Genomic DNA, 25287 nt, shown 5'->3' with positions numbered 1-25287 from the left:
GAGGACATAGATGTTCAGACACCCCCAGCGTCTGGCCGCCCCGGTGGCCATCCTTGCCGCGCTCACGCTCGCGGCCGTCCCGGCGACAGCAGTCGCCGCACCCGGAGCGACCCCCAGCAGCTCCCCCGAGCAGCAGCTCGGCCAGGCCCTGCGCGACCCCTTCCCCCAGATCGAGCTCCCGGACCGGATCAAGCTTCCCGACGCCTTCCAGCCCGAGGGCATCACGACGGCGGGTCCGCTCGCCTGGTTCGGCTCGCGGGCCGACGGCGACATCTATCGCGCCGATCTGCTGACCGGCGAGGGCGAGGTGATCAGCCAGGGGCCGGGCACGCCGTCGGTGGGGCTCACCGTGGACGCCAAGGGCCGGCTGTTCGTCTCGGGCGGCACCGGCGGCGACGCACGCGTCGTCGACGGGCGCACCGGCGAGGTCCTCGCGACGTACGACTTCGGCGGCGGCTTCGTGAACGACGTCGTCGTGACGAAGCACTACGCCTACTTCACCGACTCCGAGCGCTCCGTGGTCCACCGGCTCCACCTGGGACCGGGCGGCACGCCCACCGACACGTCCGACGAGCTGGCGCTGCACGGCGACTGGGAGCAGGTCGACGGGTTCAACGCCAACGGCATCACGACGTCGCCCGACGGCAGGTCGCTGCTCGTCGTGAACTCGACGACCGGTGACCTCTTCCGCGTGGACCCCGCCAACGGGCATGCCTACCTGGTCGATCTCGGCGATGACCAGCTCGCCAACGGCGACGGCATGCTCCGGACCGGCCGCACCCTCTACGTCGCGCAGAACACCCGCAACCAGGTGGCGACGGTGCGGCTCGACCGGGCGGCGTCGGAAGGGCGGGTGCTGCAGACACGGACCAGCGACGACTTCGACACGCCCACCACCATCGCGGGCTTCGCCGGTGCGCTGTACCTGCCGAACGCCAGGTTCACCACGACGCCGCAGGAAGACACCGGGTACTGGGTCACCCGCCTGCCGTTGCACTGAGCGCCCGGGGCGCCTGTGCTCCAGCCCACCCGGCGGCCGTGGAATACCGGCGTCCGCCGGGTGGGTTGTGGCTGGAATGCGAGCCATCACATATTCGGAGTTCGGCAGCGCGGACGTCCTGGAGCTCACCGAGCAGCCCGACCCGCACATCGGTCCCGACACCCTGCTGGTCCGGGTCAAGGCGGCCTCGGTCAACCCGGTCGACTGGAAGGTCCGCCAGGGCTATCTGGAGGGTCTGATCGACACGGAGCTCCCGGCGATCCCGGGCTGGGACGTGGCGGGCGTCGTCGAGCAGGTCGGCCTGGACACCACCGAGCTCGAGGTCGGCGACGAGGTGTACGGGTACGTACGCAAGGACACGGTGCGGGGCGGCACGTTCGCGGAGCTCGTCGCAGCGCCCGTGCGCACGCTGGCCCGCAAGCCGGCCTCGCTGAGCTTCGAGGAGGCCGCTGCGGTACCGCTCGCCGGCCTCACCGCCTACCAGGCGATCCAGCGCGCCGGGGTCAAGGACGGCCAGACGGTGCTGGTGCACGCGGCGGCCGGCGGCGTCGGCGCGTTCGGCGTACAGCTCGCCAAGGCCCTGGGCGCCCGCGTCATCGGCACCGCGAGCGAGGGCAACCACGAGTTCCTGCGCGGGCTCGGGGCCGAGCCGGTGACCTACGGCGACGGCCTGGCCGACCGCGTCCGAGCGATCGCGCCCGACGGCATCGACGTCGCCCTCGACTTCGCCGGCGGCGACGCTGTCGCCACCAGCGCGGAGCTGCTGGCCGACGGCGGCACCATCGCCTCGATCGCCGACGCCGCCGCCCGCACCGAGCACGGCGGGCACTACGTCTGGGTGCGCCCGTCCACCGCGGACCTCGACGCGCTCACTGCGCTCTTCGACGCAGGCAAGCTGTCGGTCGAGATCGCTCAGACCTTCGACCTGGCCGACGCGGCGGAAGCGCACCGGGCCAACGAGACGGGCCACACGCGCGGCAAGGTGGTCGTCCGGATCTGACGCGCGACTGCGCGCAGTCCGCCGTGCAGTCGGCAGAACGTCAGGTGATCGGTAGCTCAGGCTGCCGATCACCTGACGTTCTGCCGACTGCACGGGCGGGCGGGGCCGAGTACCCCTCAGCCGAAGACCGGCGCGGGCTGCTCCTGGACCTCGGCGGGCGAGCGGAGGATGCAGAACTCGTTGCCCTCCGGGTCGGCGAGCACCACCCAGCCCGTAACGGGGCCGTACTGCCCGCGCCGGTCGGCCACGACCGTGGCGCCGTGCGCGATCACGCGTTCGACCTCCGTGTCCTGCAGGTCCGTGCGCGGCCGCAGGTCGAGGTGCAGCCGGTTCTTCACCGACTTGGCCTCCGGCACCTCGATGAACAGGACCGTCGGGCCCTTTCCCTCCGGGTCGACGAGCAGGCACTCGTCGTGGCCGGGCAGGTTCGGGTCGCCGGGCTCGTCCTCGTAGCCGAGCACCGGTTTCCACCACTCGGAGAGCGAGTAGGCGTCGGAGCAGTCGATGGACAGGTGCGAGATGAAGGAAGCCACCGTCGGACCCTGGCACACCCGAGGCCCCCGCCCAACGGATTTAGGGTGGCACGGTGGTCGGCAGAACGTCAGGTGATCGGTAGCTCGGATTACCGATTTCATGACGTTCTACCGACCACGTGGGCTGCCCATGGCACCCGGCGGGGCCGGGAGCAGCCGGATAGGGGTCAGCGCCGCACGCACCTCCTCCGGCACGTGGCGCAGCACCCGGGCGAGCGCCGGGCCGGCGCCGTCCGACGACGTCACGCGCACCACTCCCCAGCGTTCCTCCCGCAGATGGTCCTCGCGGCGCTTCTCGTCGAACAGCGCACGGCCGGCGTCGTGCTGCGGGCCCAGCGCCCCGGCGGCGTACTTGACCCGCCCATCGAACTCGGCCAGCAGCCGGAACGCCTCCCAGCCCAGGTCGGCCCGGTACTCACCGTGCGGCGTGCGCACCCGCAGCTGCGTGGTCGGTCGGGGCAGACCGGCCCGCAGGACCAGGTACCGCAGCCAGGTCTCCCAGGCCGATTCCGCCCCCGCGTCCGCCAGCTCGAGCACCAGGAGCGCCCGACGACGCCCGCGCACGTCCCGCATCCCGGTGACGATCTCGCGTGCGCGCTCGATGTCCAGGCCGAGCGCGAGCGCGTGATCCACGATGACGAGCGCGAGCAGCGGGTGCAGCGATACGCAGCAGTCCGCGATCGTGCGCGCCAGGCTGGTCACCGGCACGCCGCCCAGGGTGGTCCGTTCGTGATCGGCGAGCGTCAGACGATGCCGTGCGACGTCACGGGCGGATGCCGACGACGCCCGGTACGACTGGATGACGTGGACGTGCCCGGGTGGCTGCCACAGACGCAACCCGTGCAGCAACGCCGCCGACTCGTGACTCACCACGGCGCGGCGGATCTGGGTGCTCACGGCGACGACGCGTGCGACCGCCCTGTCCCGGGCGACCTCGTACCGGTCACCGGTCGTGCCCTGGCGACGGCGATAGGCACCCCGGCGGATCCGCTCCATCTTCTGGTCCCGCACGGCGCGGCGCAACGCCTCGCGGTCGTGCTCGCGGGCCAGGACGATCTCGACTTCGTTCACCCCACGAGGTTCGCTCAGACCAGGGCCGGCGCGGCGCTCCTGCCGGTCGCCCTGTGCACAACCCTTCGAGATCAGCGCCTGTGGTCGCGCTCGACACCACCCAAGCAGGCCGAGCGAGTGGTCGGCTCAGCCCGGCGCCGAACGACCGTGGCGCCAGTAGCCCACGAAGTCCACGTACGCCTTGGGCACCCCGCACTCGTTCACCAGGTACCGGCGCGCCCCCGTGGCCAGCGACGACTCCCCGACCGTGAACGCGTACACCTCGGTACCGAGACCGGCCAGGTCCAGCCCCCGCAGCTCGGCGAGCGCGGCCTGTCCCGGTACGGCGTGCGGGTCACCGTCGGACCGGACCACCCACCGCAGCTCGACGCCGGACGGTGCCCGGAACTCCTGCTTGTCCCCGGCCGTCGGCACCTCGATGACCGCGATGCCACGGGCGTCCTCGGGGAGGGACTCGCAGATGCCCGCGACGGCGGGCAGCCCCGACTCGTCGGCCACCAGGAGCGTCCAGTCGTGCGCGTGGCGCGGGTCGTAGGAGATGCCCTGGTCGAGGATGCCGACCCGCAGGCCCGGTTCGGCGGCCTGCGCGAAGCCGGCGCCCGGCCCCGAGCCGTGCGTGGAGGCACCTCCCGGGCCGTGCTCGGCAGTGTCTCCGGGGGCGTCGTCGGGGCCGGCGTGCAGCACGAAGTCGACATCGATCTCGTTCAGGTCGGGCCGTGCTGCACGGACGGTGTAGTTGCGCACCCAGGGCCTCCGGGCCTTCGGGGTGGTGAGGTACTCGGCGTACCAGAGCCCTGACGTGCGGGTCGGCAGACGCAGCATGTCCTGGCCGGCGCGCGGCAGAAAGAGGCGGAACCACTGGTCGTATCCGACCGGCGTGAGCTGGGCGAGCTCGTCACCACCGAGGGTCACCCGCATCATGTTCGGCGTGACTCGCTTGGTGTTGACGACGTCGGCCATCACGACGTGCGGATCGACCGCCTTGCGCCCCTTGTGTGCCATGTACTGAGGTTAGGCACACCTAAGTCGGTTTGACCAGGGTCTGGTCCGGATGGATCCGGCGCGTGTTCCGGATACCCACGAAGGACAGCAGCCCGCCGACCACGAGGAGGGCAGCGGTGACGAGGAGCGCACGGTGGAACGAGGCGACGTCGAGCACCCCGCCCGTGATGATGCCCGCGAACGCCACGGTCACCAGGCCCGCGACGCGTGCCACGGCGTTGTTCACCGCAGAGCCGATGCCGGCGTCGTGGGCGGGGACGGCGCCAAGGATGGCCGCTGTCAGGGGCGCCACCGTGATCGCGAGGCCGAGCCCGAACACGAGCTGCCCGGGCAGGACCTGCGTGGGGTAGAAGGCCGTCTCGTCGATCGAGAGCATGAGGAGGTACCCGGCCCCTGCCACGATCGGCCCCACCGTCATGAACAACCGCGGTCCGTAGCGGCCCGCCAGCGTGCCGAACCAGGCAGACAGCAGGATCATCGCGAACGTGGTCGGCAGCTGCGCCACACCGGACCACGTCGCGGAGTACCCGGCGACCTGCTGCAGGAACAGCGTGAGCACGAAACCACCCAGCGAGAGCGCCCCGTAGATCGCGGTGGTGGCCAGGTTGCCCCAGGCGAAGTTGCGCGCCCGGAACAGGCTCAGCGGGAGCATCGGGTCCGCCGCCCGCCGCTGATGGAGCACGAACGCCACCAGCATCGTGGCGCCCGCGACGACCGGTATCAGGACGCCGAGCGAGGTCCACCCGAGCCGCTCCCCCTCGATGAGCCCGAACACGACGCCCGCCAGGCCGAACGCGGCCAGGACAGCACCGGGAACGTCCACCCGGCGCCCCGGCACGCCCGCTGCAGCCGGTACCCCGCGCAGCAGCCAGAGCGTCACGCCGATGACGGGCACGTTGATCCAGAACACCCAGCGCCAGGACACGAGGTCGACCAGCAGGCCGCCGACGAACGGGCCGACGATCATCGCGGCGGTCGTCCACGAGGTCCACCGGCCGATCGCGCGGGCCTGCGGCTCACCGCTGAACGTCGCGACGATCAGGGCGAGCGAGCTCGGCACCAGCAGGGCGCCCGCCACTCCCTGGAGGGCACGCGCGATGACGAGGACCGGACCGGTCGGCGCGAGCGCGCACAGCACCGAGGCCGCCGCGAACCCGACGAGCCCGACCGCCAGCACCCGGCGCCGCCCGTAGACGTCGGACACCGAGCCGGCCACGAGCATCAGCGCGCCGAGCGTCACCAGGTACGCGTCGACGACCCACTGCTGCAGGGCCAGCCCCGCCACGCCGGGTCCCCCGAGCTCTCGCGCGATGGCGGGCAGCGCCACGCTCACGACCGTGCCGTCGAGGAACGACACGAACGAGCCGAGGATGGCGACGAGAAGCACCCGTCTCTGGAGCGTGGTCACGGGCCACACGCTATGCCCAGCCACCGACACGCGCCCCGGCACTGCCGACGGCTGCGGCCACGTGAGCAACCCGCACAGTGGCGCGCGAGCTACCCGCTCAGTGGCCCACGTGAGCTACCCGCTCAGAGCACTGCCGTCAAGCCCACGCTGCGATCATCGCGCGCCGTCGGTTCACGGCAAGATCCGTCCATGGACAGCATCGTCCGCGTCGCGACACCAGACGACGCCGCAGCCTGCGCCGGGATCTACGCCCCCTTCGTCGCCGACTCGGCGGCGACCTTCGAGACCAACCCGCCGGACTCTCGCGAGATGACGCGCCGCATCGAGCGGTTCTTCGGCCGGGAGACGTGGCTGGTGCTCGAGGCGGAGGGTGCCGTGGCCGGCTTCGCCTACGCCAAGCCGTTCGCGGACCGCCCGACGTTCCGGTGGACTCTTGAAACCAACGTCTACGTCGCAGCCGACCACCAGCGGCGCGGCGGCGGCCGTGCCCTCTACGACACGCTGCTGGCGCGGCTCGCGCACCGCGGGTACCACCGCGTCGTAGCGAGCATCGTGCTGCCGAACGACCCGGCCATCGCGCTGCACGAGGCGGCGGGCTTCCACCGTGCGGGCGCCTTCGAGAAGATCGGCTGGAAGCTGGGCCAGTGGCACGACGCCGTGCTCTTCCAGCGCGACCTCGTGCCCGACGACGGGATCACCCCCGGCGACCGCACGGCCGACGCCGAGCTACCTGGCCTGCTCACGCCCGAGCCGCTCGAGGTCACGCGTACCCCGCTGCTCCGGCCCCACCCGGCCGAGGACCTGGTCGCCTACTTCGGCGACTGAGCCGTCATGAACGGAGCTGTCATGAACGGAGCCGCAGACTCAGCCGGCATGAACGGAGCCTGAACCCGTTCGCCAGACCGCTCCCGCCGTACCGAACATGTCTAAGGTCGGCTGCATGAGTATTACCGTGCGCCCTGTCGGGTATGCCGACCAGCCGGACTACACCCGCCTCGGCGGAGAGGCGTTCGGTACGCCCGACGGCGGGCGTCCCTTGCCGACCCGCGAGGAGTGGGCGGCGTCGGGTTTCCGGGAGTGGGCAGCGTTCGACAGCGACGGCATGGCCGCCCGCCTGCGGGTGTACGGGTTCACGTCGTGGTTCCACGGCGCGCGGGTCCCGACGGCAGGCGTCGCCGGGGTCGCCGTCGAGCCGGAGCGCCGCGGCGCCGGGCACCTCGCGCACCTGTTCGCCGCTGCCCTCGACGAAGCGCGCGAACGCGGCGAGGCGATCTCCACGCTCTTCCCGAGCGCCCCGGGCATCTACCGCGGGCTGGGCTACGAGGTGGTCGGCTCGTTCGACGACGTCGACGTCCCGCTGCCGGAGCTGGGCCGCGTGGCGGCGCCCAGCGGCATCGTCACCCGGCGGGCGGGAGTCGCGGACTTCGACGCGATCACGGCCGTCCACCGCACGTGGGCCGCCGCGCAGAACGGGCCGGTCTCGCGGGCGGAGAAGCCCTTCTGGACCCCGCCCGAGAAGTTCTTCGCCGACTACACGGGCGTCACGCTGGCCGTGGACGGCTCGGGCGAGGTGGTCGGCTTCGTGAGCTGGGTCCGCGGCGAGGGGTTCACGCCAGCGAGCGCCGTCATGGAGGTCGACGACCTCATCGCCCTGACGCCCGACGCGGCCCGTGCCCTGTGGCGCACGATCGGCAGCTTCTCGACGGTGGTGGGCACGGCACGGGTGTCGACGTCGGGCCTGGACCCTGCCTGGCTGGTCCTGCCCGGTCTGACCACGACGGTCCACTCGGCCCACCCCTACATGCTGCGGGTCCTGGACGTGGCCGGTGCGCTGGGTGGTGTGCGGTCGCCGCTCGAGGGTGCGCGGGTCCCGTTCGCGGTGCGCGGTGCTCAGGACCTCGACGGTACCTGGACGCTCACGGTGTCCGACGGCGTCACGCACGTCGAGCGCGACGCGGTCGCTCTCGAGGACGCGCACCACGAGCGGCCGGTGCTGAGCCCGAACGGGCTGGCGCTGCTGTACGCGGGGGCGCAGTCGGCGGGCAACCTGAGGCTCGCGGGCCACCTGACCGGCAGCCCTGCCCGGGACGCCGTCCTGACAGCGCTGTTCGCGGGCCGCCAGCTCCACGTCCGCGACTACTTCTAGGACTCCCCTTGTTGGGCGCGCCTGTTGCGGCTACCTGCCCGTTCCAGGCGCAACGGTCGCGCCCACGACCAAGGCTCATACTGGGGCACGTGGATATTCCGGTTGCCTGGTCCGTCGTCCTGATCGTCACCGCCGCGTGGAACCTGCTCATCTGGCCGCGGTTCTGGCAGCGCATAGCCGCCGACCCCCGGTCGCGCGACGCGAACGGCAGGGCGACGAAGTTCCTCACCGTGCACACCGTCCTGATCGCGGTCTCGCTCACCCTGGCCCTGGCGGTCGGGGTGCTGGGCCTGCTGACGCTGTTCTGAGCCCCGGCTGCGCCCGCCGGGTGATCCGCTCTTGCGACCATACCTGGAGGTAGGTATGGTGCGGCCATGAGTACGCCCACCGCACGTGACCGCCTCATCGGCGCCGCACAGGACCTCTTCGCCGTCCAGGGCGTCGGACCGACCAGCCCGCGCGCGGTGCTGACGGCGTCCGGCGTCGGGCAGGGCAGCCTGTACCACCACTTCCCCACCAAGCACGACCTCGCCGTCGCCGCCGTCGGCGCGAACGTGGACCAGGCGCTCGCCCAGGCGATGCGCACGCTCGGCAGCGACTCCCCGGCGATCGAACGCCTGGTCGCCTACCTCGAGCGGCCACGCGACGCGCTGGCGGGCTGCAAGATCGGCCGCCTCACCGCCGACCAGGCGGTGATGGACGACGACGGCCTGCGCGACGTGCTCGACGCCTACTTCGTGCGGCTGCTCGGCGTCGTCACCGGCATCTTTCGCGAGACGGGCCTGCCCGACGACGTCGCCCGCGACCGCGCGCACGCCGCCCTCGCGATCATCCAGGGCGGGTACGTCCTCGCCCGCGCCACGCAGGACCCGGACGCGCTGACCGCGGCGGTGCGCGGCTTCGTCGGCCTGCTGACCCAGAAGGAGCACCCATGACCTTCCGCGAGCGCCTGCGCGCGCTGCCCACGTTCGCCCGGCCCGGGCTCCCGCCCTTCGACCCGGACGCCGCCCCGTCCACACCGCACGAGCTGTTCGTCGCCTGGCTGGACGAGGCGATCGAGGCGGAGCTGCTCGCCGCGCATGCCGCGACGCTCTCGACCGCCGACGCCGCCGGGCACGTCCACGCGCGAACGCTGCTCCTCAAGGACGTGACGGCGGACGGCTGGTGGTTCGCGTCGCAGTCCACGAGCCCGAAGGGCCGTGATCTGGCGGCCAACCCGCACGCCGCCCTGACGTTCTTCTGGCCCGGGCTGGGCCGCCAGGTCAAGGTCACGGGGAGTGCGGCGCCGGCGAGCCCGGAGGCGAGCCGCGCCGACTTCCTCGCGCGCCCGGACGTCTCGCGTGCCGCCGGCCTGGTCAACCACCAGAGCGAGCCGCTGGCCTCCCCGCAGGAGTATGACCAGGCATTCGCCGAGGCACTGCGCGCCGTCAGCGCCGACCCCCAGCTCGCCGCGCCGGACTGGACCGCCTACGTGGTCGCTCCCACGGAGGTCGAGTTCTGGCAGGCGCCCGACGACGGCCCGCACACCCGCCTGCTCTACCGGGCGGGGGCCGACGGCTGGATCACCGGCCTGCTCTGGCCCTGACCCCCGCACACCACCACTTCCTCGACACGGAGAGACATCGATGACCACGAGCACGAGCACGGACCCGATCGCCCACGCCCTCGCCGACTCGACAGCGGGACTCGAGGCGCTGCTGGCCGCCGTCGGGCACCTGACCGAGGAGGACGTCGCAGCGCCGTCACCCCTGGCGGGCTGGACCCGCGGGCACGTCCTGTCCCACGTCGCGGGGATCGGCGGCGCGATGCTGGGTCAGGCCCAGGCCGCCGAGCGCGGCGAGGTGGTGCCCGTCTACGCGAGCCAGGAGGCGCGCGACGCGGGGATCGAGGCGGGCGCGGGGCGTTCCGTCGCCGAGCACGTGGCGGTCCTGGAGCGCCTGCGTGCGGACCTGGCGCAGGCCTGGCCGGCACCGGGCTCGCCGCTCTGGGACGCGCCGAGCGGGTATCGCGGCGGGCCACTGTCCGGCTGTCTGCTCGCCTGGTGGCGCGAGGTCCGGATCCACGGGGTGGACGCGCTGGCGGGCACTCCCCAGGCCGTCGGGTACGAGACCTGGGACGACGCCCTGTGCGCCCAGCTGCGGGAGTTCCTGGCCGTGCGGCTGCCCGACGGCGTGTCCGTCGCCGACCTCGACGGCGACCCGCGTGACGTCGTGGCGTGGCTGGCCGGGCGCGTCCCGACGACGCCGCTGCGCGGTGCCGTGCCGGAGCTCGGGCCCTGGCCGTCCGCCGTGCCGGCCCGGTGACGCCTGCGGAACGAGCGTGAGGGAGGTCACGGCCGAGACCACGTGATCCGTGCCACAGCGCTCGTTCCGCTTTTCACAAGCCCGCTAATGTTCTTGACGTGACTTCTTACCTCCAGACAGCCCCGCGTCCCTCCGAAGAGGTCGATGTCGCGCTGATCGGCGGAGGGATCATGAGTGCCACCCTCGGCGCGCTGCTCACGATCCTCGAGCCGACCTGGCGTATCGGAATCTACGAGCGCCTCGACGAGGTAGCGCTCGAGTCGTCGAACCCGTGGAACAACGCGGGTACCGGCCACTCCGCGCTCTGCGAGCTGAACTACACGCCCGAGCGCAAGGACGGCTCCGTCGACATCTCCAAGGCGGTGACGATCAACGAGCAGTTCCACACCTCCCGCGAGTTCTGGAACCACCTCCTGACCGCCGGCCTGATGGAGGGCACCGACTTCATCAACGTCACGCCGCACATGACGTTCGTGCGCGGCGCCGACAACGTGGACTTCCTGCGCCGGCGCTACGAGGCCCTGAGCGTGCACCCGCTGTTCAGCGACATGGAGTTCAGCGCGGACCCCGCCGTCATCGGCCGGTGGGCACCGCTGATGACCCTGGACCGCGACACGGACGAGCCGGTCGCCGCGACGCGCGCGGCCGCAGGGACCGACGTCGACTTCGGGTCGCTGACCAAGAAGCTGATCGGCTTCGCGGAGGCGCACAACACGGAGCTGCACCTGAACCACGAGGTCCGGGGCCTCAAGAAGCTGCGTGACGGCCGCTGGCGCCTGAACCTGCGCGACCGGTCCTGGAACGCCGGGACCCGCGGCCGCACCGTCACCGCGAAGTTCGTCTTCGTCGGTGCGGGCGGCGGTGCGCTGCCGCTGCTGCAGGCGTCGGGCATCAAGGAGGCGCGCGGTTACGGCGGCTTCCCGATCTCGGGCGAGTTCCTCCGCACGGCGAAGCCGGAGCTCGTCGCCCAGCACCAGGCCAAGGTGTACGGCAAGGCCGACGTCGGCGCGCCGCCGATGTCCGTGCCCCACCTGGACACGCGCATCGTGGACGGCAAGGGCTACCTGATGTTCGGCCCGTACGCCGGGTTCAGCCCCAAGTACCTCAAGAAGGGCAAGTACCTGGGCCTCATCACGTCGCTGCGCCTGCACAACGTCTTCTCGATGCTGGGCGCCGGCGTGAAGAACCTCGACCTCACCGGCTACCTGGTGGGCCAGGTCGCGGCGGCCCCTGAGACCAAGTTCCACGAGCTGCAGCGGTTCATGCCGACCGCGCAGCCGGGCGACTGGGAGAAGATCGCCGCCGGTCAGCGCGTCCAGGTCATCAAGTGGGTCAAGGGCAAGGGTGGCGTGCTGGAGTTCGGCACCGAGGTCGTCGCGGCCAAGGACGGCACCATCGCCGGCCTGCTGGGCGCGTCCCCGGGTGCCTCGACCGCCGTCGCCGCGATGACCGGGCTGCTGGAGCGCTGCTTCCCCGGCAGGTACGACGAGTGGAAGCCGCAGCTCACCTCGATGATGCCGAGCCTCGGCGGCGGCGCGGACTACGACACAACGGAGCTCACCGCGGACCGGGTCACGGCAGGCGCCTGAGCCCGGCCGCCGGCGACCGTAGGCCCGGTCACGGCACGGAGTCGAACGTAGGGGTGGTCGCCTCATCGAACCTGATGAGGCGACCACCCCTACGTTCGTCCGACGTCAACCAGCTACCCCCCCAGCGGTCCGGTCGGCAGCTCGCGCATCCTCGCCATGGGCGAGAGCAGCACGGTCCACGAGGCGAGGCAGTGGACGGCCGCCATCACCAGGATGGTCTCGCGGACGCCGATCGCCCCGCCGAGCCAGCCCGCGACGACGCCGGCCAGCGGCATGGTGCCGAAGTTCACCACCTGCATCACTGTCATCACCCGACCGCGCAGCCCGGCCGGCACGTAGCGCAGCCGCCACGCGTTCCGGATCACGTTGCCCGCCACCACGAACATGCCGGTCAGGAAGCCGCCGGCCGCGCTGACCGCCGCACCCCACCCCGGAAGCCCTGCACCGACCAGCAGCGCGGCGGGACCGCAGAGCAGCAGCAGGGCGACGAAGGCCCGCCCGCTCCCGAGGCGCCGGCTCAGGAACGGGGCGACGACTGCGCCAAGGACGCCGCCACCACCTGACGCCGCGAGGACCGCGCCGACCCCCGCCTCGGTCAGGTGCAGGTCGCGCACGAGAAACAGGACCGCGAGCGCCCCGTACCCGGTGAGCCCGAAGTTGGACACGCCGCCGATGCCTACGAGCCACGGGATGTAGCGGTCCCTGCGCACCAGGTCCACACCCTCCCGGATGCGCGCGAGCAGGGGCTCGGCGAGCCCTTGCGGCGCCTTCGTCGGCCGCGGCAGCCGGATCCGCCACAGGCATACGGCAGACCAGAGGAAGGTTACGGCGTCGAGCGCGATCCCGGCCGCCGCCGTCAGCCACTGGGCAAGGAGGCCGCCCAGGCCGGGACCGGCCACGTTCGCCGCGGACTCGGTACCGAAGAGACGCGCGTTCGCGGACTCGAGCTGGTCGGCCCGCACCACCTCGGGCAGGAACACCTGGTAGGCGGTCCGGAAGAACACCGTGCATGTCCCACCCACCAGACCGACCACCGCGATGTGCGACAGGGTGAGCATCCCGAGCGCGAAGGCGACAGGCAGGCTCCCCAGAGCGGCAGCGGACACGATGTTCGCGATGATCATCACCTGCCTGGCCGGGAGCCGGTCGACCCAGGCGCCCGCCGGCAGGCCGATCACCAGCCACGGCAGCCAGGTTGCGGCCGCGATGAGCCCCATCCAGCCGGGTCCGGCGTCGAGCTGCGTCACGGCGAGCAGGGGCAGCAGCGTCGAGGTTGTCGCGTTGCCGACCACACTCACGCCCTCGCCGAGCCAGAGGAGACCGAAGGGCCGGTTGCGGGCGAGGGACCGGCCCTCGGGCACGGTGCTGCGGGAGGGCGCTGTCGACGTCGTCATACCCGCAGACTAGATGTACAAGACTCCTTGTACAACATGCGTTGTTCGATCAGGGGCGCGACGGGAACGCCCGCGCGAACAGGAAGACGTGCTCGCGTCCCTCCGTGTCGTCCCCCGCACCGCCGGTTCTGCCGCGCTCCTTCCAGCGCCCGACGAGCTCGTTGATCTCGTCACCGAGCTCGCCCAGCTCCTCGGGGGTGAGCCGAAGCCAGGAGTCCGTGGAGAGCTCGGCCCTGCTCCACTCGTCCGTAGCGCCAGGGCGCTCCAGCCAGGTGCGAGCCCGCTCGACCTGGCGCGCCAGCATGAACTCCTCGGCCGCCACGGCCTGGCGCTGGCTCTCGGCGTCCCGCGGCAGCGTCGTCCGGCCCCAGGTGATGGACCGTGCCGCGCGGCGCCACCAGCGTTCCCGCCGGTCACGGGCGAGCTCCGGCGCCTCCTCGACGAGGCCGGCAGCGGCGAGCGTCCGCATGTGATGGCTGATGCTCCCGATGGCCAGCCCCGTGCGCTCGGCGAGCACCGACGCCGTGGCGGGCCCCTGGGCCGTCAGCGAGTCGAGCAGGCGGGAACGGGCGGGGTTGGCCAGGGCGGTGACCGCTCTGGCCTCGGTGAGCGTGCGGACGTCGTCGGAAGCCATGCAGGCAGGGTAGGACGGCGCCGACAACAGCGCTGCCCCCGACGCCCTCCATGACGCCTTGAGCTTTCTAGCCGTCCAACCGCGCGAGCAGCAGCTCGCTCAGGCCGGAGCCAAGTCCGCCAGTCGTGCCGCCCAGCGGTCGAGCAGCGCGTCGATCGTCCCGACCGCCGTCGGTGTGCGCGGCATGCGGGCCCGCACCGCCACGCCGTCGTCGGTGCGCGACACCCAGACCTGGAGGTCGTCGGCCCAGGTCGCGGCCGAGACGTGGTGCGCTCGCCGCCCGGCGGCCGCGGGGTGGCCGGGGAGGCGCCGGTAGTCGAGGTACGACACCTGGAAGATGTCCACCCGCGGGAGCCGCAGCGCGCGCGGCAGCGTCCCCAGGACCTGCTCCAGCGGCACCGCGGACAGCTCGCGCGCGGCCCGCAGCGCCTTGCCGGTCGCCGCGAGCGCCAGGTCCGTGACGGTGCCGGCACCGTCACGGGTATCGGGCGCCGCCCAGGGGCCCACCTCGACCGGGGTGTCCACCTCGATCCGCAGCGGGACCGTGGTCGTGTGCCAGCCGACGGACCCGCGAGCCGCCTCGTCGGTACGGGTATGCACCGGTAGGAGGGTCTCCAGCACGGTGGGGCCACCGAGGTCCGCGACGGCCCGGGCGAAGGTGGCCAGCACGGCGGCCGACGTCGACGCACCGGCGGCCGCAGCACGTACGGCGACGGCGTCCGCGGTCGCGGCGTCGGCCAAGGACCGCACGACGGTGCGCTGCGGCACCCGCTCGCCGTCGGGCGTACCGAGCGAGAGAGGGAACGTGGGCAGCGCCCAGCCGTGGTCGCGAAGGAAGCCGTGCCAGGTCGCGAGGCGCGGGTCGTCGGCGCTCACGAGCTTTGGTTCGGCGGGCGGACCGGCCGGTCCGTTCGCCGCCGGAGCAGCGGAGGCGACCAGGCCGGCCGCCGCGGGAGCGGCGGTCGCGACGACGGGATCCGCCGCACCGCGCCGCGCGCGCTGCGTATACAGCCCCGCCAGGTCGTCGACGACGACGGCGGTGGACCACGCGTCCGTGTGCAGGTGATCCATGCCGAGCACGATCGTTGACCGGTCCGGGCGGCTGATCGCCGCAGGCAGGAACGCCGGGTAGCCGAAGGGGGCGCACCGTCGGCCGAGCTCGGCCACCAGGTGCTCGCGAGTGTCCTCGACCGTCCGGGTGACCGGGCCGTCGTGCCGCTGCCAGACGAGGCGGGCAGGATCGTGCCGCACCAGTCCGATGCCGCCGGCCCGATCGGTCCCGCCGACGCCGCCGGCCCGGTCGAGCGGCCCGCGGACCGCCTCCACGCCGAGCCCAGGGCACCTGGCGACGAGCTCGCGGAAGGCCGTTTCGAGCACCTCGGGGTCGACCGGGCCGTCGACGTCGAACGCGGCGGTGATCCACACGCTCGGCTCGCCGCCCCGAGCACCGAGCAGGTGGTTGCGCTGGTTGAAGGTGATCGGTGCGGCGGCCGGCGCCAGGCCGACCCCTGGGGTGACGTCCCAGGTGAGCACCTGCCCGGGCGCCGGCTCCCAGAGGTCAGCCGAGACGACCCGCACCGCTCGCCTCCAGGCGTTCGTCCCGGGTGCGGCCCGCCGGCCGGGACGCCCCGGTCGCGGCCTGGAACGTGGCGGTCAGCTCAGCGATGTAGCGGTCGACGGCGGCCTGCGCCGCCGGGGTGTCCGGGGTCTGCGTGACGACGTACAGCCGCTCGTGGTCGCGGTTGACCCACAGGGACGCGTTGGCGGTACGGCCCTCCCCGGTGAAGTGCAGTCCCCGGTCGTAGGCGGGCCGCCCGACGCCGGGGAACCGCCGCAGGTCGAGGTAGCTGATCAGCTGCGGGCTGCCGAGGGAGGCGGGGTCGAGCACGCCGTCCGCCAGCATGATGCCGAGGGCCGCGTGCACCGGGACGGCGGCCACCTTCCTGGCCCGCCGGAACGCCGCGTGCGCAGCGGGCAGGACGTCGGTGAACGACGCCGGGACACCGCAGTGGGCCACCGGGAACGTGACCGGGGCGAAGTTGCACAGCCAGCCCTGCGTGGTCTCGAACCCGGGCCCGCGCGTGCCCACCACGGTGACGCCGAACCAGTCGGTGGCCCCGGTCAGCCGGGCGTCCGTGAGCGCGATCCCCGCGAACACCGCGCCGGTGGTGCGCGCACCGTGGGCGGCCGCCACCTCGTCCAGGCGCGCGAGGCCGTCGACGTCGAGCAGGGTCGCTGAGCGGATCCGCACGGGCGCGGTCTCGCCCGGCGCCAGCCCGAGGTCCAGCGCGAAGCCGGGCAGGCGGCCGTCGTGCGCGGTCACGGCGTCCGCCCAGGCCCGGATCTCGGGGGCGTCCGCGGGGGTCGCGGCCGCGAGGGTGTGCTCGGCTCGCGCGTGGTCGAGGAAGGACCCGGCGGCGTCGTGGTCAGGGTCAGGGCTCGACCCGCGAGAGCCGCGAGAGCCGCCCGACCGGCGCAGGAGCTCCTCCGCGTACAGCTCCTCGATCTCGCTGAGCACCATCAGCTGCGACGCGCCGTCGGTGAACGCGTGGTCGCACCCCCAGAAGAGGCCGAACCCGTCGGCGGCGGCCACGGCCCCGAGGGCGAACGGTGCCCAGGAGTCGGGGCGGCACGCGGCGTCGAACGTCTCGGTCAGGTGCGTGGTCACCCAGCCGTCCCACGAGCGGCCAGGCGCCGGAGAGAAGCCCGGGACCTCGACCGTCTCGAAGACGACCGCCTCCGCGGGCACCAGGCGGCGCACCGGTGGGCCGCCCCCGGTGCAGGCGTCGACGTCGAACCAGGTCCGCAGTCCCTCGTGCCGCCGGACCAGCCGGGTCAGCGCGCGGGCCAGGGCGGGTCGGTCGAGCACGCCGTCGAGACGGGTCGCGGTGCCGGTCCAGGCGCGGTGCCGCCCGTCGGCCGCCCGTCGGGCAGCGAAGGCGCGCAGGTGGTCACCCTGGAGGAACGACGGTGGTCCGGGATCCACCGGGGCCGACGCCGCCGCGGCGAGCGCCTCCGCCGTCGGCCGTACGTGCAGCACCTGACCGGGCCGCGTGGCCCAGGTGCCCATCGCGCCGAGGATCATGCGACCGCCTCCCTCTTGCCGTCCGACCCGAGGGCTTGGAAGCAGCCGCGCAGCTCCTCGACCAGCGCGTCCACCGCGGCGTGCGCCTCGGGCGTGTCCGGGTACCGGGTGGAGACGTTGAGCCCGTCGTGGGTGCGCAGGAACCACAGGTAGAGCTCGTCGGTGCCGTACGCGGGGCTGCGCAGGGTCCTGGCCTGCCAGGTGCTCCAGCGCTCCGCCCCTGGCACGAACCGGGTGTCGACGTACGACACGGCGAAGTGCGGGCTGTCGGTGATGCCGCCCAGCTCCGCTATCCGCGCGAACGAGTACCGGACCAGGGGCTTGCCGGCCAGGACCGCTGCGTGCACGCGCTCGACGGTGGTGGTCAGCGCGTTGCCGTCGACCATGCGGGCCGGGTGCGCCCGGCCGGCGTCGACGTCACGCAGCACCGGGTCGATGCCGCTGAGGTCGAGGTCCACGGGGCACAGGCCCACGTACCAGCCGACGGCGGCCGCGTGCTGCGGCGCGTACCGGGTGTGCATCGGCAGGACGAACCGCAGCCGGTCGAGCCCGTGCACCCGGCGCGCGGCGTGCGCGAACGCGGCCAGGACCCCGGACTGGGCGGAGGCACCGCTGGCCCGGCTGCGGGCGCCCAGGTCGTCGGTCTGCTCGACGGTGGCGAGCCACGACGACCGGGACGCCTGCGGGCGGCTCGCCTCGCCGGCGTCGGCGGCGGGACGGGTGACGCCGTCCGTCCCGTAGCGGGGAAATGCCGCGTCCGGCCCGAGGAAGTCGAGCCAGCGGCGCACGGGCTCGCCGTCGGCGGCGAGCGTCATCGCGAGCTTGCGGTCCTCGGCCGAGAAGTCCACGTGCGAGCCGACCTCCAGCGCACGCAGCTCGGCGTCTGCCACGCCCTGGCGGGCGGCGTCGTACAGCGAGACGATCTCCTCGAACCAGAGGAGCTGGGAGTAGGCGTCCATCACCGAGTGGTCGGCGCCGAACGCGAGCACGAAGTGGTCGGCGCGCTCCGGCCCGGCGCCGACCGGCTCGACGCTCGCCAGGACGCAGTGCGGCCAGGCGGGGGGTGAGACGTCGGCGAGCAGGCTCGGCAGCAGGGCCGTCACCTGGCCGGCCGTCAGGTCGCCGACGACCAGGTCCCGGACGGCGACGGCCTCGGCGGGAGCCGTCACCCGCCGCCAGCCCTGGCCCGCGTCGCGCGTGACCGTGGTGCGCAGCACCTCGTGGCGGCACATCCAGGCGTGGATCGCGCGGCGCAGCGGCTCCGGCTCGTACGGGCCGGGCACGCGCAGCACGGACCCGATCCAGGAACCCGGCTCGGAGTCGCGCAGGTGCGCCTCGTGCCCGGGCGACAGGTCCCGTGGGTCCTGCTGCCAGCGCCCGGCGTCGGCGCGCGGCGTCCACGACGTCACGGTCCCCGCAGGCAGGTCGTAGGCCGCGAGCTCGGTGTATTCCATGCGGTCGGGTCCCTCGATCGATCGGTGGGCACGCCAGCACGACGTCGAACGAGTTCCGCGGCCCCCTTGCGGCGACCTTTATATCGGATCCAGCGGGTGAAAGTCAGTCTCATGGGTAATGTTCACCCGAACACGATGACCGCCCCTGGGCCAGGGGCGCCCGAGACGGAGGAATGCGTGCCGAACCCGCCGCCCGCACTACGGCTGCAGTTTGCCGACGACATGTTCCTGCGCCGGCACGACGGAGAGACCAGCCCTGTCGTGAACCAGGTGCTGTGGCGCCTCGACGGGCCGTACGACGCCGACCGCCTGCGTGATCTGGCCGACGGGATCGCCGCCGGGTCGCTCCACCGGCGCGTGGTGCGCGCCCGGGTGCCCGGCGCCCGGCACTGCTGGGCGCCCGCCGGCACCCTGCCCGTCCTCGACCTGCAGACGGCGGCCGTGGCCGAGAGCTCGGTCGGGGCCTGGGCCCAGGCGCAGGCCGACCTCCCGCTCGACCCGGCACACGGGAGCTCCTGGCGGCTCGCCGCCGCCGACGTGGCGACGCAGGGCGCGGACGCCGCGGGCTCCGCCCGCGGCGGGATCGTCTCCCTCACCTGCGCGCACGCGGTCGCGGACGGCGCAGCGCTCATCGACGCCCTCGTGCGCGCCTCGACGCACGCCGACCCGCTGGTCGTGCCGCCGCCCGGACGCGGTGCCCGGGCGCTCCTGGCGGACGCCGCCGACGCCGCCGCGCAGGCCGGCGCGGTCGCGCGCTGGGCGGGGGCCAGAGCGCGGCAGGTCGCCCGGGAGCGCAGCGCGGTCGTCGAGCCCTCCTCGCTGGTCTCGACGAGCCCGACCAGCGAGCCGGGCGGAGCCTCGGTCCCGGCGGGCTCGGCCCGCGGTTCGGCGGACGACGTCGGCTGGCGCGCCCCCGTGCTGCACCTCGAGCTCCCTGCCGACCGGGTCGCCCAGGCCGCCGCCGGGCACGGCGGGACGCCCAACACGTGGTTCGTGGCGTTCCTCGCCCGGCTCGTGCACGCCACCGGCCGGTTCCCGGGCGAGCCGGTGCCCGTCGCGCTGCCCGTGTCCACGCGCGGCGAGGAGGACCCGCGGGCCAACTCCACCAAGATCGCCCGGGTGACGGTCCCTGCCGACGTGCTCGCCGCGCGCGACCTGGGCTGGGTGCGGGCTGCCGCCAAGGAGGCGTACACGGCCGTCGGGGCCGAGCCGAGAGTGGCTCCCGTACCGCTCGAGCTGGTGCAGATGCTGCCCGACCTGGCCGTGAGCCGCCTGCCGCAGCCGCCGGTCGCCGCGGCCCTTGCGTCCAACCTCGGCACGCCACCCGACGGGTTCACGCAGGCGCCGGGCGGCATGGTGCGCGCGGTCGCCACCCTGTCGCACTACCAGGGTGCCTCCGCCGCCGAGCTGCGCGCCGCGGGTGGCGGGCTGGTCGCCTTCTGCACCACCGCGGGCCGGACGACGACGCTCAGCGTCGCGGCTCTTGACCCCGACCGGGTGCCCGACGCCGAGACCTTGCGCCGTCTCGTGCTCACCGAGACGGACGGCTGGCAGATCCCGGCGGTGTCCTGGTGACCGCCACCCTTCCCCGCACCGGAGGCCCCGTGACCAGCCCAGCGACCACCAGCGACCCCGCGGCCAGCAACCGCCTCACCTATGACGACGACCTCTTTCTGCGCACCCGGCGCGTGCTCGGGGTCGCGGTGGTGAACCAGACCGTCTGGCGGCTGCCCGCACCGCTGGACGCCGACGCCGTGCGCGCGCTGCACCGCGCCCTCGCGGACGGGCCGCTGCAGCGCGTGGTCCGGCCGGGCCGCCTTCCAGGCGCCCGGGACCGCTGGTCCCTCTCCAGCATGTCGCTCGACCCGCTGGTCGAGTCCACCCCCGTGCGTGACGACGCGGTGCTCACCTGGGCGGACCGGCAGGCCCAGGCGAACCTGGACCCGGAGCACGGCCCCACCTGGGCCCTCGCGGCGGCGCCGACGGTGAGCGGCAGAAGCGTGCTCAGCTACGTGACGTCGCACGTGGTGGCCGACGGCGGGATGCACGTGGGCGCGCTCCAGGCCGCCGTCGCCGCCGCGGGGTTCAGGGCGGACGACGCCGGGGTGTTCGCCTCGGCGTCCGGCACCCGCCGCCTGCCGAGGGAGGACGAACGTATCCGCACCGGGCTGGTGGCCGACCTGCGCGACGCCACCGGCCAGGCCCGCGCGGCCGTCGCTGGTCTGCGGCACGCGGCCCGGCAGGGCCCGGTGCCGCCGGTGCTGGCGCAGCAGTCGGCGGACCGGCCCCGGCCGGCCGCCCGCACCGACGACGCGCAGCCGGCCAACCCTCCGGTCGTCGTGGTCGACACCGATGCCTCCACCTGGCACCGTGCGGCCCACGCGGCCGGCGGTACGGCGAACAGCCTCCTGATCGCGGTGTGCACGGAGATCCTGCTCGCCGCCGGCGCCGCGACGGCCGGCATGCCGGTGCGCGTCTCCGTGCCCGTCAGCCTCCGCGGCAAGGACGACCTACGGTCCAACGCGACGTCCGGCGTCTCCGTCGCCGTCGACACCACGGTGACACCGGCACCGGAGCGGGCCGGGGCGGTGGCCGACATGGGGCAGATCCGGGCCGGTGTCGCGGCCGCGTTCCGGGGCCTGGCGTCCGGCACGCGGGTGGACGCGCTCGGCCCGCTGAAGCCCCTCCTGCAGATGGTGCCCGACGCCGTCGCCAGGCACGCCGCGCGCGATGCCACCGCACCGCTGTGCCTGGCCTCGAACCTGGGCAGGCTGCCAGCGACCTTCGCGGCGCCGCTGGGCGTGCCAGCCTCCAGCGTGCTGATGCGGGGCGTCACGCAGAGCCTGACCCGCGGGCGGCTGCGTCAGATGCGCGGCGGCCTGGACTCCTGGTGGTCGGAGCACGACGGCGTGGCGACGCTCGTGGTGCTCGGGCTGGACGACGAACGGCTCGGCGAGCCCGGTCAGGTACGGGCGGCGGTGGAGGCCGTGTACGCCCGCTACGCCCTCCCGACCCGCTTCTGGTAACCCCACCCTCGCTGTGAGAGGACCAAGGAGCTAGGCGGGCAGCTGGATCGCAGGGTGGCTCTCCGGGCTGGACACCGCGCCGGCCTGGGCGGGACGCCGACGTCGGAGCGTCGCCAGCACGCCGGCCGACGCCGCGGCGAACGACAGCGCACCGAACCCGGTGGCCCAGCCGTCCAGGTCGATCGTCACGGCGAAGGCGACGATCGCCGCCACCGGCCCGACCATGCCGACGAGCACCGAGAAGCGGGTCAGGCGCAGGGCTCGCGCTGTCCGCGCGACGCACCAGCCGACGCCGGCCCAGGTGAGCAGCGTGAGGGCCGCACCACCGAGCGAGGCGAAGACCTCGCCGCCGTTCTGGGCGCCATCGGGGGGTCCGAAATAGAAGAGCTCAGTGGTCGCGACAAGCACCAGGAACCCCACGATCGTGACCGTTCCGATCACGAGAGAGCGTGTCAACACTCGGCCTCCGCACTGAGGGACAGCACCGGGCTTTCCTGGCGCACCCCGTTATACCAACTCGTTACCGCGCCATGTCAGCGCGTCACCTTCAATTCACCCACACATGACGACCCGAATGCAAAAGACAGCACCGTGACGCAGGGACCAGCCTAGTCATAGCGCCTGAACTATGAGCTCCACCTGGTCCTTCGCATCTCCGAACAGCATGGCGGTGTTCTCACGGAAGAACAACGGGTTCTGTACCCCCGCGTAGCCCGTCGCCATGGATCGCTTGAAGACGACCACCTCACGAGCCTGCCACACCTCGAGCACCGGCATGCCCGCGATGGGCGACGCAGGGTCGTCCTGGGCCGCCGGGTTCACGGTGTCGTTGGCGCCGATCACGAGCACGACGTCGGTGCTGCCGAAGTCGCCGTTGATCTCGTCCATGCCGAGCACCTGGTCGTAGGGCACCTTGGCCTCGGCGAGCAGCACGTTCATGTGCCCGGGCAGCCGGCCGGCGACCGGGTGGATACCGAACCGCACGACGGTCCCGCGGGCCGTGAGCCGAGCCACCAGGTCCGCCACGGGGTACTGGGCCTTCGCCACGGCCATGCCGTAGCCCGGCACGACGATCACGGACCGGGCGGCGGTCAGCCGGTCGGCCACCTCGAGCGCCGTCGTCTCGCGATGGGTGCCCTGCTCGGCGTCACCGCCCGCCGCCGCGACGCCGGGACCGGTACCGAACCCGCCAAGGATCACGCTCACGAACGACCGGTTCATCGCGCGACACATGAGGTAGCTGAGGATCGCACCGGACGACCCGACGAGCGCACCCGTGATGATGAGCAGGTCGTTGCCCAGCATGAACCCCGCCGCGGCGGCCGCCCACCCGGAGTAGGAGTTCAGCATCGAGACGACGACGGGCATGTCGCCCCCGCCGATCGCCGCCACCAGGTGCCAGCCCAGCGCCAGCGCCACCACCGTCATGAGCAGCAGCGGGACCAGGCCCGCAGTGCCCGCCGCGAGGAACCACCAGAGCAGCCCGCCGCACGCGACGACGGCCGCCAGGTTGAGCCAGTTGCGGCCGGGCAGCATCAGCGGCGACGACCTCAGCCGTCCAGACAGCTTGCCGAACGCCACCACGGAGCCGGTGAACGTCACGGCCCCGATCAGCACGCCGAGGAACACCTCGACGAGGTGCACCGCACCGCCGGACCCCGCCGGCTCGGACAGGTAGGACCCGAGGCCCACGAGCACCGCCGCCGCGCCCACGAACGAGTGCAGCAGCGCGATGAGCTCCGGCATCTGCGTCATCTCGACGGTCCGCGCCCGCCACGTGCCCACGGCGGCGCCCACCACGAGCACCAGGAGGATCAGGCCCGCCGTCTGGCCGACGGGCCGCTCGGACCGGTCCAGCGCGAGCGCTACGGTCGCCGCAAGGGCGAGCCCCATGCCGGTCATGCCGAGCAGCACGCCGCGCCGTGCGGTCTCCTGCTTCGACAGCCCGGCCAGGGAGAGGACGAACAGCACCGCCGCCACGAGGTAGACGGCCTGGACCATGGACTCGACGGTCATCGGCCGCTCCCGTCGGTCGGGGCGCCCCTGCGGAACATCCCGAGCATGCGGTGGGTCACGAGGAACCCGCCGAAGATGTTGATGCTCGCGACCGCGGACGCCAGCACGGCCAGCGTCGTCACCACCGGGTCGGACGAGCCGATCTGCAGCATCCCACCGACGAGGATGATGCCGGAGATGGCGTTGGTCTGGGACATCAGCGGAGTGTGCAGGGCGTGGCTGACGTGCGAGATCACGTAGAACCCGACCACGACGGCGAGCGCCAGCACGGTGAGGTGTGCGACCTGGTCGGCGGGTGACGCGGCCACGGCGAGCGCGGCGAGCACTGCGCCGAGCCCGAGCAGCACGGCCCGCGTCGCCGGATGGGCCTGTCGCGACCCGGCCCCCGTCGGTCGAGCCTGTCGGGACCCTGGCGCGGTCTCGGCGGGCTCGACCGCCGAGGCCGGCCTGACCGGTGACGCCGGCGCAGACACCGCCACCGGCGGAGGCGGCCACAGCACCTCGCCGCGGGCGGCGACGGTCATGCCGCGCACGACGACGTCGTCCGGGTCGAGCGCGAGGCGGCCGTCGCGGTTCGGCGTGCCGAGCTGGACCAGGTTGGCGACCGCCGTGCCGAGCAGCTCGGAGGTGTGCCGTGGCATGCGGTCGGGCAGGTCCGTGTAGCCGAGGACCACGACGCCGTTGGCGCTGACCACCCGCTCCCCCGGCACGGTCAGCTCGCAGTTGCCGCCGCCCGGTGCCGCGAGGTCGACGATCACGCTTCCCGGCCGCATGTTCGCGACCATCTCGGCGGTGATGGTGGTGGGCGCGGTGCCGCGCACGAGGGCCGTCGTGACGACGATGTCGGCGGCGGCGGTCTCGACGGCGTACGCGCGCAGCGCCGCCGCCTCCTGGTCGGTGGTGAGCGCTGAGGCGTAGCCGTCGGCGCTGACCTGCTGCGCGGCGTCGTCGGCCCGGACGACGGTCGCGCCCATGGACTCGATCTGCTCCGCGACCTCTGGCCGGACGTCGAAGGCGCGCACCTGTGCGCCGAGGCTGCCTGCCGCGCCGATGGCGGCGAGCCCGGCCACGCCCGCGCCGATGACGAAGACGTTCGCCGGTGGGGTGGTGCCTGCCGCGGTGACCTGGCCGGAGAACATGCCGCCGAACTCGGCGGCCGCCTCGACCACCGCGCGGTACCCCGCGACGTTCGACAGGGCGCTCAGCACGTCGAGCGACTGCGCCCGCGAGATGCGCGGCACGGCGTCAAGGGCGAAGGCGGTGACGCCGCGGTTGGCGAGCGCGCGCACCAGGTCGGGGCGTGCGGCGGGAGCGATCTGCGCGATCAGGACCGCTCCGATCCGCAGCCCGTCCGGGCCGCGCGCGCCCGGTCGCAGTCCCGCGGGGCCGGACGCGGCCAGCACGTCGGGCGCCCGGGTGATCGCCACGACGTCGGCGGACCATGCCTCGCCGTCGGGCACGACGACGGCGCCCGCTGCCTCGTACGCCGTGTCCGGAAAGCCCGCCCCGGCGCCGGCGCCGGTGGCGACGGAGACGTCGTAGCCGAGACCGACCAGCCGGGCGGTGGTCGTCGGGGTGGCGGGCACGAGCGGCCCGCCGTCGTCCGGGATACCGATGCGCATCTGA

Annotated in this window: 23 protein-coding genes; 11 read left to right on the top strand and 12 right to left on the bottom strand. The window is 73.4% G+C overall.

Features of this window, described 5'->3' with window-relative positions:
* The first annotated feature begins 10 nt into the window (after nucleotides 1–10).
* The gene (locus APR04_RS00915) at nucleotides 11–1000 is read left to right on the top strand and encodes an SMP-30/gluconolactonase/LRE family protein (RefSeq protein WP_253867241.1); all 990 of its coding nucleotides are present in this window, start codon (nucleotides 11–13) and stop codon (nucleotides 998–1000) included.
* A 76-nt stretch (nucleotides 1001–1076) separates the two neighbouring features.
* Nucleotides 1077–2000, top strand: a complete 924-nt coding sequence (locus tag APR04_RS00910) for an NADP-dependent oxidoreductase (protein WP_253867239.1) — start codon at nucleotides 1077–1079, stop codon at nucleotides 1998–2000.
* Nucleotides 2001–2116: 116 nt separating this feature from the next.
* Here APR04_RS00910 and APR04_RS00905 read toward each other — a convergent pair whose 3' ends face one another.
* From APR04_RS00905 to APR04_RS00890, 4 genes are all read right to left on the bottom strand, one after another.
* Nucleotides 2117–2533: a VOC family protein gene (locus APR04_RS00905; protein WP_253867238.1), complete on the bottom strand. Its 417-nt coding sequence runs from the start codon at nucleotides 2531–2533 to the stop codon at nucleotides 2117–2119.
* Nucleotides 2534–2641: 108 nt separating this feature from the next.
* Complete coding sequence (locus APR04_RS00900) at nucleotides 2642–3604, bottom strand: hypothetical protein (RefSeq protein WP_253867236.1); 963 nt, start codon at nucleotides 3602–3604, stop codon at nucleotides 2642–2644.
* Nucleotides 3605–3730: 126 nt separating this feature from the next.
* The gene (locus tag APR04_RS00895; RefSeq protein ID WP_253867234.1) at nucleotides 3731–4606 is read right to left on the bottom strand and encodes a siderophore-interacting protein; all 876 of its coding nucleotides are present in this window, start codon (nucleotides 4604–4606) and stop codon (nucleotides 3731–3733) included.
* Between the two features lie 19 nt (nucleotides 4607–4625).
* Entirely contained in the window at nucleotides 4626–6014 is a 1389-nt protein-coding gene (locus APR04_RS00890; protein WP_253867233.1) for a DHA2 family efflux MFS transporter permease subunit, read from the bottom strand.
* Nucleotides 6015–6203: 189 nt separating this feature from the next.
* Here APR04_RS00890 and APR04_RS00885 point away from each other — a divergent pair, with 189 nt between their 5' ends.
* The 7 genes from APR04_RS00885 to mqo all read left to right on the top strand — a co-directional run bounded on the left by APR04_RS00885 (nucleotide 6204) and on the right by mqo (nucleotide 12052).
* Nucleotides 6204–6839 carry a GNAT family N-acetyltransferase gene (locus tag APR04_RS00885; protein WP_253867230.1) on the top strand — a complete coding sequence of 212 codons (636 nt, stop codon included), beginning with the start codon at nucleotides 6204–6206 and terminating at the stop codon, nucleotides 6837–6839.
* Nucleotides 6840–6954: 115 nt separating this feature from the next.
* Nucleotides 6955–8160 (top strand): GNAT family N-acetyltransferase, encoded by a 1206-nt coding sequence (locus APR04_RS00880; protein ID WP_253867228.1) that lies wholly within the window; start codon nucleotides 6955–6957, stop codon nucleotides 8158–8160.
* 89 nt (nucleotides 8161–8249) lie between these two features.
* A complete protein-coding gene (locus APR04_RS00875) occupies nucleotides 8250–8468 on the top strand; it encodes an SCO4848 family membrane protein (protein WP_253867227.1) in 219 nt (72 codons plus the stop codon).
* 66 nt (nucleotides 8469–8534) lie between these two features.
* Nucleotides 8535–9095, top strand: a complete 561-nt coding sequence (locus APR04_RS00870) for a TetR/AcrR family transcriptional regulator (protein ID WP_253867226.1) — start codon at nucleotides 8535–8537, stop codon at nucleotides 9093–9095.
* Nucleotides 9092–9745, top strand: a complete 654-nt coding sequence (locus APR04_RS00865) for a pyridoxine/pyridoxamine 5'-phosphate oxidase (protein WP_253867224.1) — start codon at nucleotides 9092–9094, stop codon at nucleotides 9743–9745. Before APR04_RS00870 ends, APR04_RS00865 begins: the two co-directional genes overlap by 4 nt.
* A 40-nt stretch (nucleotides 9746–9785) precedes the next feature.
* Nucleotides 9786–10463: a maleylpyruvate isomerase family mycothiol-dependent enzyme gene (locus APR04_RS00860; protein ID WP_253867222.1), complete on the top strand. Its 678-nt coding sequence runs from the start codon at nucleotides 9786–9788 to the stop codon at nucleotides 10461–10463.
* A 98-nt stretch (nucleotides 10464–10561) separates the two neighbouring features.
* The gene (mqo, locus tag APR04_RS00855) at nucleotides 10562–12052 is read left to right on the top strand and encodes a malate dehydrogenase (quinone) (RefSeq protein WP_308292307.1); all 1491 of its coding nucleotides are present in this window, start codon (nucleotides 10562–10564) and stop codon (nucleotides 12050–12052) included.
* Nucleotides 12053–12165: 113 nt separating this feature from the next.
* On the opposite strand, the gene APR04_RS00850 is transcribed toward mqo, so the two are convergent.
* The 5 genes from APR04_RS00850 to APR04_RS00830 form a co-directional block, all read right to left on the bottom strand.
* Nucleotides 12166–13446: an MFS transporter gene (locus APR04_RS00850; RefSeq protein WP_253867220.1), complete on the bottom strand. Its 1281-nt coding sequence runs from the start codon at nucleotides 13444–13446 to the stop codon at nucleotides 12166–12168.
* 49 nt (nucleotides 13447–13495) lie between these two features.
* The gene (locus tag APR04_RS00845) at nucleotides 13496–14080 is read right to left on the bottom strand and encodes an ArsR/SmtB family transcription factor (RefSeq protein WP_253867219.1); all 585 of its coding nucleotides are present in this window, start codon (nucleotides 14078–14080) and stop codon (nucleotides 13496–13498) included.
* Nucleotides 14081–14179: 99 nt separating this feature from the next.
* On the bottom strand, nucleotides 14180–15658 hold the full coding sequence (locus APR04_RS00840; protein ID WP_253867218.1) for a condensation domain-containing protein: 1479 nt from the start codon (nucleotides 15656–15658) through the stop codon (nucleotides 14180–14182).
* Nucleotides 15639–17165, bottom strand: a complete 1527-nt coding sequence (locus tag APR04_RS00835) for a hypothetical protein (protein WP_253867217.1) — start codon at nucleotides 17163–17165, stop codon at nucleotides 15639–15641. Before APR04_RS00835 ends, APR04_RS00840 begins: the two co-directional genes overlap by 20 nt.
* Complete coding sequence (locus APR04_RS00830) at nucleotides 17162–18619, bottom strand: condensation domain-containing protein (protein ID WP_253867216.1); 1458 nt, start codon at nucleotides 18617–18619, stop codon at nucleotides 17162–17164. Before APR04_RS00830 ends, APR04_RS00835 begins: the two co-directional genes overlap by 4 nt.
* Nucleotides 18620–18796: 177 nt before the next feature.
* On the opposite strand from APR04_RS00830, the gene APR04_RS00825 reads away from it, so the two are divergent.
* Both APR04_RS00825 and APR04_RS00820 read left to right on the top strand, forming a co-directional pair.
* The gene (locus tag APR04_RS00825; RefSeq protein WP_253867215.1) at nucleotides 18797–20194 is read left to right on the top strand and encodes a hypothetical protein; all 1398 of its coding nucleotides are present in this window, start codon (nucleotides 18797–18799) and stop codon (nucleotides 20192–20194) included.
* A gap of 29 nt (nucleotides 20195–20223) precedes the next feature.
* A complete protein-coding gene (locus tag APR04_RS00820) occupies nucleotides 20224–21645 on the top strand; it encodes a hypothetical protein (RefSeq protein ID WP_253867214.1) in 1422 nt (473 codons plus the stop codon).
* Between the two features lie 30 nt (nucleotides 21646–21675).
* On the opposite strand, the gene APR04_RS00815 is transcribed toward APR04_RS00820, so the two are convergent.
* The 3 genes from APR04_RS00815 to APR04_RS00805 all read right to left on the bottom strand — a co-directional run bounded on the left by APR04_RS00815 (nucleotide 21676) and on the right by APR04_RS00805 (nucleotide 25283).
* Nucleotides 21676–22104, bottom strand: a complete 429-nt coding sequence (locus tag APR04_RS00815; protein ID WP_253867213.1) for a hypothetical protein — start codon at nucleotides 22102–22104, stop codon at nucleotides 21676–21678.
* 153 nt (nucleotides 22105–22257) lie between these two features.
* A complete protein-coding gene (gene pntB, locus APR04_RS00810) occupies nucleotides 22258–23661 on the bottom strand; it encodes a Re/Si-specific NAD(P)(+) transhydrogenase subunit beta (protein WP_253867212.1) in 1404 nt (467 codons plus the stop codon).
* Nucleotides 23658–25283 (bottom strand): Re/Si-specific NAD(P)(+) transhydrogenase subunit alpha, encoded by a 1626-nt coding sequence (locus tag APR04_RS00805; RefSeq protein WP_253867979.1) that lies wholly within the window; start codon nucleotides 25281–25283, stop codon nucleotides 23658–23660. Before APR04_RS00805 ends, pntB begins: the two co-directional genes overlap by 4 nt.
* Nucleotides 25284–25287 lie beyond the last annotated feature (4 nt).

The sequence above is a fragment of the Promicromonospora umidemergens genome, from assembly GCF_024171995.1.
Lineage (GTDB): Bacteria > Actinomycetota > Actinomycetes > Actinomycetales > Cellulomonadaceae > Promicromonospora > Promicromonospora umidemergens.
This window is presented reverse-complemented; position numbering and strand designations above follow the sequence as displayed.